This window comes from Paenibacillus sp. FSL W8-1187, from assembly GCF_037965485.1.
In the GTDB taxonomy this organism is placed as follows: domain Bacteria; phylum Bacillota; class Bacilli; order Paenibacillales; family Paenibacillaceae; genus Paenibacillus_O; species Paenibacillus_O pasadenensis.
Map to the genome: position 1 here is coordinate 1 of NZ_CP150181.1, position 10,000 is coordinate 10,000.

General features: G+C 61.5%; 8 protein-coding genes (1 of these 8 cut by a window edge). 7 read left to right on the forward strand and 1 reads right to left on the reverse strand.

What is annotated here, in order from left to right:
- The 6 genes from dnaA (at position 1) to gyrB (ending at position 6,527) form a co-directional block, all read left to right on the forward strand.
- Complete coding sequence (gene dnaA / locus NYE40_RS00005; RefSeq protein WP_339279138.1) at positions 1-1,353, forward strand: chromosomal replication initiator protein DnaA; 1,353 nt, start codon at positions 1-3, stop codon at positions 1,351-1,353.
- Between the two features lie 225 nt (positions 1,354-1,578).
- Complete coding sequence (gene dnaN, locus NYE40_RS00010) at positions 1,579-2,721, forward strand: DNA polymerase III subunit beta (protein ID WP_339279139.1); 1,143 nt, start codon at positions 1,579-1,581, stop codon at positions 2,719-2,721.
- Between the two features lie 113 nt (positions 2,722-2,834).
- A complete protein-coding gene (yaaA, locus tag NYE40_RS00015; RefSeq protein WP_028598001.1) occupies positions 2,835-3,050 on the forward strand; it encodes a S4 domain-containing protein YaaA in 216 nt (71 codons plus the stop codon).
- A gap of 58 nt (positions 3,051-3,108) precedes the next feature.
- Complete coding sequence (recF, locus tag NYE40_RS00020) at positions 3,109-4,218, forward strand: DNA replication/repair protein RecF (protein WP_028598000.1); 1,110 nt, start codon at positions 3,109-3,111, stop codon at positions 4,216-4,218.
- Between the two features lie 67 nt (positions 4,219-4,285).
- A complete protein-coding gene (locus NYE40_RS00025) occupies positions 4,286-4,537 on the forward strand; it encodes an extracellular matrix/biofilm biosynthesis regulator RemA family protein (RefSeq protein WP_028597999.1) in 252 nt (83 codons plus the stop codon).
- Between the two features lie 76 nt (positions 4,538-4,613).
- Positions 4,614-6,527 carry a DNA topoisomerase (ATP-hydrolyzing) subunit B gene (gene gyrB / locus NYE40_RS00030; protein WP_028597998.1) on the forward strand — a complete coding sequence of 638 codons (1,914 nt, stop codon included), beginning with the start codon at positions 4,614-4,616 and terminating at the stop codon, positions 6,525-6,527.
- An 87-nt stretch (positions 6,528-6,614) separates the two neighbouring features.
- Here gyrB and NYE40_RS00035 read toward each other — a convergent pair whose 3' ends face one another.
- Positions 6,615-7,373 (reverse strand): YheC/YheD family protein, encoded by a 759-nt coding sequence (locus tag NYE40_RS00035; RefSeq protein WP_028597997.1) that lies wholly within the window; start codon positions 7,371-7,373, stop codon positions 6,615-6,617.
- Between the two features lie 321 nt (positions 7,374-7,694).
- On the opposite strand from NYE40_RS00035, the gene gyrA reads away from it, so the two are divergent.
- Positions 7,695-10,000 carry the 5' portion of a DNA gyrase subunit A gene (gene gyrA, locus NYE40_RS00040; protein ID WP_028597996.1) on the forward strand. 193 nt of this gene lie beyond the right edge of the window, so only the first 2,306 of its 2,499 coding nucleotides appear in the window; it begins with the start codon at positions 7,695-7,697; its stop codon lies off the right edge, out of view.

Here is a 10,000-nt window from a genome sequence, read left to right on the forward strand (position 1 = left end):
GTGGACAGCCATACCGTTGATTTGTGGCAGCAAGTGCTGTCAATCATCCAGACCAAATTGAGCAAACCGAGCTTCGACACTTGGTTCAAGGCGACGAAAGCCAATTTCTCGGATGAAGGACAGCTTGTCGTCACGGCGCCGACAACGTTCGCGGTGGAATGGCTGGAGAGCCGCTACACGAAGCTCGTCCGTTCGACGGTGTCCGACTTCGTCGGCAAATCCGTCGATATCCGGTTCGTCATCGAAGAGAACCGGCCGCCCGAGCCCGCGACTCCGGCCCAGCCGCCCGTCAAGCCGGCTCCGGCCGTGGCGGGAGAGACCTTTTCGCATATGCTCAATCCCAAATACACATTCGACACGTTCGTCATCGGGGCGAACAACCGCTTCGCGCACGCCGCATCGCTGGCTGTCGCCGAGGCGCCGGCCAAAGCCTACAATCCGCTGTTCCTCTACGGCGGCGTCGGCCTCGGCAAGACCCACTTGATGCATGCGATCGGCCATTACATCCTGGAGCACAACCCGAGCACGAAAGTGATGTACATCTCCTCGGAGAAGTTCACCAACGAATTCATCAACGCGATCCGCGACAACCGCGGCGAGAGCTTCCGCAACAAGTACCGCAACATCGACGTCCTGCTGATCGACGACATCCAGTTCCTCGCCGGCAAGGACGGCACGCAGGAGGAATTTTTCCACACGTTCAACGCCCTGCACGAGGAGCGCAAGCAGATCGTCATCTCCAGCGACCGCACGCCCAAGGAGATCCCGACGCTCGAGGAGCGGCTGCGCTCCCGCTTCGAATGGGGCCTCATCACCGATATCCAGCCGCCCGATCTGGAGACAAGGATCGCCATCCTCCGCAAAAAGGCGAAGGCGGAAAACCTGGACATCCCGAACGAGGCGATGGTGTACATCGCCAATCAGATCGACACGAACATCCGCGAGCTCGAAGGCGCGCTCATCCGCGTCGTCGCCTACAGCAGCCTCATCAACGAGGACATCAGCTCGCATCTGGCTGCGGAGGCGCTCAAGGACATCATCCCGTCCAGCCGTCCCAAGATGATTACGATCCATGACATCCAGCAGCGCGTCGGCGAGTTCTACGGCCTCAAGCTCGAGGAATTCAAGGCCCGCAAGCGCACCAAAGCGGTCGCCTATCCGCGGCAGATCGCCATGTATCTCTCGCGCGAGCTGACGGACTACTCGCTGCCCAAGATCGGCGAAGCTTTCGGCGGCCGCGACCATACGACCGTAATCCACGCGCACGAGAAGATCTCCAAGCAGCTCAAGCTGGACCAGGAGCTGTTCAAGGTCATTCAGAACCTGACGGAAAAAGTCAAAAATCATATGTAATCTTATCCCCGAAAAAGGGACAAGAACCGACAAGCCTATGCACAAGCTGTACACATGTGGATAGGCTTGTCGCATCCCCCTTTGGCGGGCTTATCCACATATTCACCGCCCCTACGGCTACTACTGCTTTTTTCTTTTAACTAAACATCATCTAAAAAAAGTACGGCTCCGCCGCAGGTTGAACCCCAAGGACGAGTGCCGCCCAAGCCGCTCAAGGAGGAACGCATGAAACTTACCATCTCGAAAAACGAACTCAACGACGCCATCCAGCAAGTCGCCAAGGCCGCCTCGGTCCGCCCCGCCATCCCGATTCTCGGAGGCATCAAGTTCGACGTGACCCATCAGGGAGTCACGCTTACGGCAAGCGACACGGACATCTCCATCCAGAGCTTCATTCCTGCCGAAACGGACGAGACCGTCATCGCCAAGGTCGACAAGCCGGGCAGCGTCGTCATGCCGGCTAAGTTTTTTGTCGAAATCATCCGCAAGCTGCCGGCGGAGGACGTCCAGATCGAGGTCGGCGACAACTATCAGACGATGATCCGCTCCGGCTCGACCGACATCCAGATGGTCGGCCTGGATCCGGAGGAATTCCCCGTGCTTCCGTCCATCGAGGAGAACGAAGTGCTGCAGCTGCCCGGCGACCTGCTCAAGGCGATGGTCCGCCAGACCGTCTTCTGCGCTTCGACGAGCGAGCAGACGCCGGTGCTGACGGGACTGCTCTGGAACCTGACCGAAGGCGAGCTCAAGTTCGTCGCGACGGACCGGCACCGGCTCGCGAGCCGGATTTCCCGCGTCGACACTCCTGACGGCTACCGGCTGAGCAACGTCGTCATCGCCGCCAAGACGATGGTCGAGCTGTCGAAGCTTGTGCCCGATGGAGCCGGCCTCGTCGATATCGTCGTCGCCAGCAACCAGGTGCTGTTCCGCCTCGGCCATACGCTGTTCTACAGCCGCATGCTCGACGGCACTTATCCCGATACCTCCAAGATTATTCCGCAGTCGTTCAAAACAGAACTCGTCCTTGAGACGCGCAAGCTGATCGACGCGATGGAGCGCGCCTACCTGATGTCCCGCGAGGAAAAGACGAACATCGTGCGCATCGTCACCCTCGAGAACGGAACGATCGAGATCTCCTCCAGCTCCTCGGAGCTCGGACGGGTCACGGAGCAGCTCGAGGTGATCCGCCAAAGCGGCGAGCCGCTGCGGATCGCGTTCAACTCCAAATACATGCTCGACACGCTCAAGGTCATCGACAGCGAGCAGCTCGTCATCAGCTTCACCGGCGCGATGAGCCCGATCATCATCCGCCCCGCGGACCACGACAACAGCCAATACATCATCCTGCCTTACCGCACGACCAACTGAATTTTCCGCGGCGGCGGCGGCACACGGCGGGCGACCTTCCGGTCGCCCGCCTTTTCCATGCGCCGCTGCGCTCTCCCTCTTTTTCCCATCCCATCACGCAGGAGGCATCCACGATGACCACGATTACGATCAAGACCGACTACATCGCGCTGGGCCAGTTTCTCAAGCTGTCCGACTGCATCGATTCCGGAGGCCAGGCCAAGTTCTTCCTCCAGGAAACGAAGGTCGTCATCAACGGCGAGCCCGACAACCGGCGCGGACGTAAGCTGTACGACGGCGACACCGTAGAGGTGGACGGCTTCGGCAGCTTCAAGGTTCAGAGAACGTGAACCTGTGCCGACGGCGCTGTCCGCCTGGGGCGGACATTTCAAGACAGGGGGCTGAGCGGTGTTCCTGAATGTGATCGCGCTTCGCAACTATCGCAACTACGAGCAGCTGGAGCTCGAGACGGACCGCAAGGTGAATCTGTTCATCGGCCCCAACGCCCAAGGCAAGACGAATTTGCTGGAATCGATCTTCGCGCTTGCGCTGACGAAATCGCATCGCACCGCCAAGGACCGGGAGCTGATCGGCTGGAACGGCAAGGAAGCGTCGGTGCACGGCGAGGTGGACAAGCGCTACGGCCGCGTGACGCTCGATCTCGCCTATTCCGCCCAAGGCAAAAAAGCCCGGGTCAACGGGCTCGAGCAGCGCAAGCTGAGCGGCTTTGTCGGCACGCTCAACGTCGTCATGTTCGCTCCCGAGGATCTCGAGATCGTCAAGGGGACTCCGGGCATCCGCCGGCGCTTCCTGGACATGGAGATCGGCCAGGTGCAGCCGGGCTACCTGCATACGCTGCAGCAGTACGGCAAGGTGCTCGTGCAGCGCAACAATTACCTCAAATCGACGGGACCTTCCGGCGTCAAGCCGGGGCTGCTGGAGGTATGGGACCTGCAGCTTGCGGAGCATGGTGTTAAAATCATGAAAAAGAGGCAACAATTCATAGAAAAGCTGAAGACGTGGGCGGCCGCCATCCATTCCGGCATCACAGCCGGGAGCGAGGAGCTGTCGATCGAGTACCGTCCGTCGTTCGACATCGGCGCGGACGAAGAAGAATCTGTTTTATTCGAGCAATTTATGATAAAGTTAACCCAGGTAAAAGATCAGGAAATCCGCCGCGGCGTTACGCTTGCGGGCCCTCACCGCGACGATCTGGCCTTCTTCATCAACGGCAAGGAGGCGCAGGTATACGGCTCTCAGGGGCAGCAGCGCACGACGGCGCTTTCGCTCAAGCTGGCGGAGCTGGAGCTCATTCGCGAAGAGATCGGCGAATACCCGCTGCTGCTGCTCGACGACGTGCTGTCGGAGCTCGACCAGCACCGTCAGACGCAGCTGATCGAGACGTTCCAGGGCAAGGTCCAGACATTCATAACCGCGACGGGGCTGGAGAGCGTCAATACGAGCCGGCTGTCCGACGCGGGCATCTACCGGGTTGAAGGCGGCAAGGTCACCCAATAGGCCGCCTCAGCCCTTTCTTGGCGATTCTGCCTCCTAGCGGGGCTTTGCATAGAGGAGCGTGAAGGAGATGTACATCCATCTGGGCGGGGAGAAGATCATCCGGGCATCCGAGCTGGTCGCCATCTTCGACATATCCATCGAGCAGTCCTCCAAGCTCTCCAAGCAGTTCGTCGCCGGCGCCAAGAAGCGCAAGGACGTGGAGCTGATCGGCGAGGAGGAGCCGAAGTCGATCGTCGTCACCAAGAGCCGGGTGTATTACTCCCCCATCTCATCATCCACGCTGAAGAAGCGCGGCCACAACTTCGCCGCCAACGGATAAGGCGGCAGGGCATACCCGGAGGCGGCATGCCCGCATCAGTTGCTTAGCGCAGTCGAGAGGAGCAGTGAATCATCGCATGTCTACGAACCAACAGCATACGTACGACGAGAACCAGATCCAGGTGCTCGAGGGCCTGGAGGCGGTCCGCAAGCGGCCGGGCATGTATATCGGCTCGACGAGCGGCAAGGGGCTCCACCATCTGGTATGGGAAGTCGTCGACAACAGCATCGACGAAGCGCTAGCCGGCTACTGCAGCCGGATTACGATAACGATCCACGAGAACGACAGCATCACCGTCACCGACAACGGCCGGGGCATCCCGGTCGGCGAGCATCCCAAAATGAAGCGGCCGACGCTCGAGGTCGTCATGACCGTCCTTCATGCGGGCGGCAAGTTCGGCGGCGAGGGCTACAAAGTGTCGGGCGGCCTGCACGGCGTCGGCATCTCCGTCGTCAACGCCCTGTCCGAGCAGGTCGTCGTCCAGGTCAGCCGGGACGGCAAGATCTATCAGCAGGAGTACCGCCGCGGCGTGCCGCAGTACGACATGAAGATTGTCGGAGAGAGCAGCGAGACGGGCACGCGCACGCTGTTCAAGCCGGATCCCGAGGTGTTCACCGAGACGACGGTCTTCGAGTACGAGACGCTGCAGTCCCGCGTGCGGGAGCTGGCGTTCCTCAACAAGGGCATCGAGCTCGTGCTCGAGGACGAGCGTACCGGCGTCAGCAACACGTTCCGCTACGACGGCGGCATCATCGAGTTCGTCCAGTACCTCAACCGCAACCGCGAGCCGCTGCATGAGCAGCCGATCTACGTGGAGGGCGCCAAGGACGGCATCCAGGTCGAGGTGTCGCTGCAGTACAACGACAGCTACAGCGAGAACATCTACTCGTTCGCCAACAACATCAACACCCATGAGGGCGGCACCCACGAATCCGGCTTCAAGAGCGCGCTCACGCGGATCATCAACGACTACGCCCGCAAGTCCGGCGCGATCAAGGACAGCAACAGCAATCTGTCCGGCGACGACGTGCGCGAGGGCCTGACCGCGATCATCAGCGTCAAGATTCCGGAGCCGCAGTTCGAGGGTCAGACCAAGACCAAGCTCGGCAACAGCGAGGTGCGCGGCATCGTCGAGTCGTTCTTCGCCGAGAAGCTCCAGGAGTTCCTCGAGGAGAACCCGTCCGTGTCCCGCAAAATCGTGGACAAGGGCCTGTCCGCCTCCCGCGCCCGCGAGGCGGCGCGCAAAGCCCGCGAGCTGACTCGCCGCAAGAGCGCGCTCGAGGTGAGCAGCCTGCCCGGCAAGCTGGCCGACTGCTCCTCCAAGGACGCGAGCATCAGCGAGCTGTACATCGTCGAAGGCGACTCCGCCGGCGGCTCGGCCAAGCAGGGCCGCGACCGGCACTTCCAGGCGATCCTTCCGCTGCGCGGCAAAATCCTCAACGTCGAGAAGGCGCGCCTGGACCGCATTCTGTCCAACGCCGAGATCCGCGCGATCATCACCGCGCTCGGCACCGGCATCGGCGACGATTTCGACATCGCCAAGGCCCGCTACCACAAGATCATCATCATGACCGATGCCGATGTCGACGGCGCGCACATCCGCACGCTGCTGCTGACGTTCCTGTACCGCTACATGCGCAAGGTGCTGGAGGCCGGCTTCGTCTACATCGCGCAGCCGCCGCTGTTCAAGATCGAGCGCAACAAGGTCGTCCGCTACGCCCAGTCCGAACGGGAGCGCGACGACATCCTCGCCGAGTTCGGCGAGGGCGCCAAGGTCAACGTGCAGCGCTACAAAGGCCTCGGAGAGATGAACGCCTCCCAGCTGTGGGAGACGACGATGGATCCCGAGAGCCGCACGATGCTGCAGGTGCAGATCGAGGACGCGATCAAGGCCGACGTCATGTTCGACACCCTCATGGGCGACAACGTCGAGCCGCGCCGCGACTTCATCCAGCAGTATGCCAAGTACGTCAAGAACCTCGACATCTAGCGCAAACCGCAAAGCAAAGCCGGCCCGGATCGATCCGGAGCCGGCTCTCTTTTTTCGGACCTATCGGTCCGGAGCGGCCGTCCGCCCTCAGCGGGCGCTGCGCTTCGGCGCGTAAGCGGCGGCATAGCGCCGCATCCGGCGGAAGATCCCCTTGTCCTGAAGCTTGCGGAAAATATACGGATCCGGCTTCGTATTCACTTCCAGGATCCACGGCTTCAACGCCGTATCCACGGCGACGTCGAGCCCGATCTCCTTCAGGCGCGGCCAGCGCGTCGCCAGCTGCTCGCCCGTCTGGACGCCGAGCTTCTCGAGGCGGCTGCGGAACTCCTTCTGCGCGGCGGCGTCCATATGGCTGCCCAGAAGCGTCTCGAACGGCGTGATCGTGCCTCCGCTGTGGTAGTTGGTGACGATTTTCGACGGGTGGCTCAGCCTGCCGATGATGCCGGTCGTCTCCCAGGCGCCGGCCGGGTTCCGCTGCACCATGACGCGCAGGTCGAAGCGGCGGTTGCGGTGCCGGAGCAGATGGATCCCCTTCTGCGCCAGATAGCGCTTTTTCGGCCGGATGCGCTCCAGCGACTGGAACATCGCATCGTAGGCGGCATGCGTTTGGACGCGGGTGCCGCTTTGGAACCGGTAGCCGCCTTCTTCGAGCTTCTGCACCTTGATGACGCCGTTGCCGAAGGTGCCGGAATCCGGCTTGATATACAGCATGCCGTATTGGTCCAGCATCGCCTTCAGCGAGTCTTTCGTGTAGACTCTCGTGTCCGGCACATGGAGCGAGAGCTTCTCCGACTGCAGCAGGACCTCCGTCTTTCTCTGCTTGCTCACAACCCGTTGGATAGCCAACCGTTCCTCATCCTTCCTTGTCTCCGAAAAGCGCGCCGTTCCGCCGCTTTCGGCGGTTCGGCTTCCGGATATTAGTGCAAATTCCGATATCGTAAGCGATCAATCAATGCTATAATAGACTGTATTGTCCTATCCGCGATCCATCATCTTATTTTATGGATTTCGCGAACGGATGGAGCACGGCACCCACCTATTTTTCGACGGTCCCGACGTTTATTTGTCCGCTTTTTGTGCCACACAGATAAGATCGGACAGCGAGCGAGGCGGGCCGCGATCATCAGGCCAGAGCCGCTTGGAGGCCTGACCGCACAGGAGGTAAGTATGGCGGAAGAACAACGTTCCCAAATCAAGGACCGGGATATCGGCACGGAGATGCGCGAATCGTTCATGGATTATGCCATGAGCATCATCGTCAGCCGCGCGCTGCCGGATGTGCGCGACGGGCTCAAGCCCGTGCACCGGCGCATCCTCTTTGCCATGTCGGAGCTCGGCATGGCCCCGGACAAGCCCTATAAAAAATCGGCCCGCATCGTCGGCGAGGTCATCGGCAAGTACCATCCTCACGGCGACAGCGCCGTTTACGAATCGATGGTCCGGATGGCGCAGGACTTCTCCATGCGCTACATGCTCGTCGACGGGCACGGCAACTTCGGCTCCATCGACGGCGACATGGCCGCAGCCATGCGGTATACGGAGGCGCGCCTGTCCAAGATCGCCATGGAGCTGCTGCGCGATCTGGGCAAGGACACGGTCGACTTCGTTTCCAACTATGACGGCGAGGAGCGCGAGCCGTCGGTGCTCCCGGCCCGGTTCCCGAACCTGCTCGTCAACGGCGTGTCCGGCATCGCGGTCGGCATGGCAACCAACATCCCTCCGCATAACCTGCGCGAGATCGTAGACGGCGTCCAGGCGCTCATCCGCAATCCCGACATCACGTCGCTGGAGCTGATGGATTACGTCAAAGGGCCGGACTTCCCGACCGCTGGCTTCGTCATGGGCCACTCGGGCATCCGGCAGGCGTACACGACGGGCCGCGGCTCCGTCACGATGCGCGCCCGAGCCGAGATCGAGGAGAACGGCGGCAAGGCCCGCATCGTCGTGCATGAGCTGCCGTACCAGGTGAACAAGGCCCGTCTCGTCGAGAAGATCGCCGAGCTCGTCCGCGAGAAGAAGATCGAGGGCATCACCGATCTGCGGGACGAGTCCGACCGCAACGGCATGCGGGTCGTCATCGAGCTGCGCCGCGACGTCAATCCGAGCGTGACGCTCAACAACCTGTACAAGCATACGCAGATGCAGTCGACGTTCGGCATCAACATGCTGGCGCTCGTGAACGGCGAGCCTCGCACGCTGACGCTGCGGGACATGCTGTACCACTACCTGCAGCATCAGATCGAGGTCATCCGCCGGCGCACCGAGTTCGATCTCAAAAAAGCCCAGGCTCGCGCGCATATCCTCGAAGGCTTGCGCATTGCTCTGGACCATATCGACGAGATCATCTCGCTCATCCGCTCGTCGCGCACGGCCGACGAGGCTCGCGAGGGGCTGATCAGCCGTTTCGCGCTCAGCATCGAGCAGGCGCAAGCGATTCTCGACATGAGGCTGCAGCGCCTGACGGGCCTGGAGCGCGAAAAGATCGAGTCCGAGTACAACGAGGTGCTGGCCCGCATCGCGGAGTACATGGCGATTCTTGCCGACGAGCAGCTCGTGCTGAATCTGATCAGCGAGGAGCTGGCCGAGATCAGCGAGCGCTTCGGCGACGACCGCCGCACCGAGGTGACGATCGGCGAGGACGAGATCCTCGACGAGGACCTCATTCCGCGCGAGGACGTCATCATTTCCATCACGCACTCCGGCTACGTGAAGCGGCTGCCGGTCACGACCTACCGCAGCCAGCGCCGCGGCGGCAAGGGCGTCATGGGCATGGACACGAAGTCCGACGACTTCGTCGAGCATCTGTTCGTCTCCAACACGCATCACTTCCTGCTGTTCTTTACGAACAAGGGCAAGGTGTACCGGCTGAAGGCGTATGAGATTCCGGATCTGAGCCGCACGGCGCGCGGAACCCCGATCATCAACCTGCTGCAGATCGAGCAAGGCGAGACGGTCAACGCGGTCATCCCGGTGGAATCGTTTGATCCCGACTGCTTCCTGTTCTTCGGCACGCGCCAAGGCGTCGTCAAAAAGACGCCGCTCGACGACTACGCCAACATCCGCAAGGTCGGCCTGATCGCCATCAACCTGCGCGAGGACGACGACCTCATCAGCGTCAAGCTGACGGACGGCAAGCAGCAGATCATCATGGGCACCGCGGGCGGCCAGTCGATCCGCTTCCCGGAGAGCGACGTGCGCTCCATGGGGCGTTCGGCGACCGGGGTCAAGGGCATCCAGCTCGACGAGAGCGACAAGGTCATCGACATGGATGTCGTCGATCCCGACCAGGAAGTGCTCATCGTCACCTCCAAGGGCTACGGCAAGCGGACGCCGATCGAGGATTACCGCTCCCAGTCCCGCGGCGGCAAAGGCATCAAGACGTTCAACGTGAGCGAGCAGCGCGGACCTGTCGTCTGCCTCAAGGTGGTGGCCGAGGACGAGGATCTCATGATCATGACGGAATCGGGTACGCT

Excerpts from the sequence above, each read along its gene's own strand:
- gyrB (WP_028597998.1), top strand. The coding sequence starts at position 4,614 with ATGTCTACGAACCAACAGCATACGTACGACGAGAACCAGATCCAGGTG.
- dnaN (WP_339279139.1), top strand. The coding sequence starts at position 1,579 with ATGAAACTTACCATCTCGAAAAACGAACTCAACGACGCCATCCAGCAA.
- NYE40_RS00025 (WP_028597999.1), top strand. The coding sequence starts at position 4,286 with ATGTACATCCATCTGGGCGGGGAGAAGATCATCCGGGCATCCGAGCTG.
- yaaA (WP_028598001.1), top strand. The coding sequence starts at position 2,835 with ATGACCACGATTACGATCAAGACCGACTACATCGCGCTGGGCCAGTTT.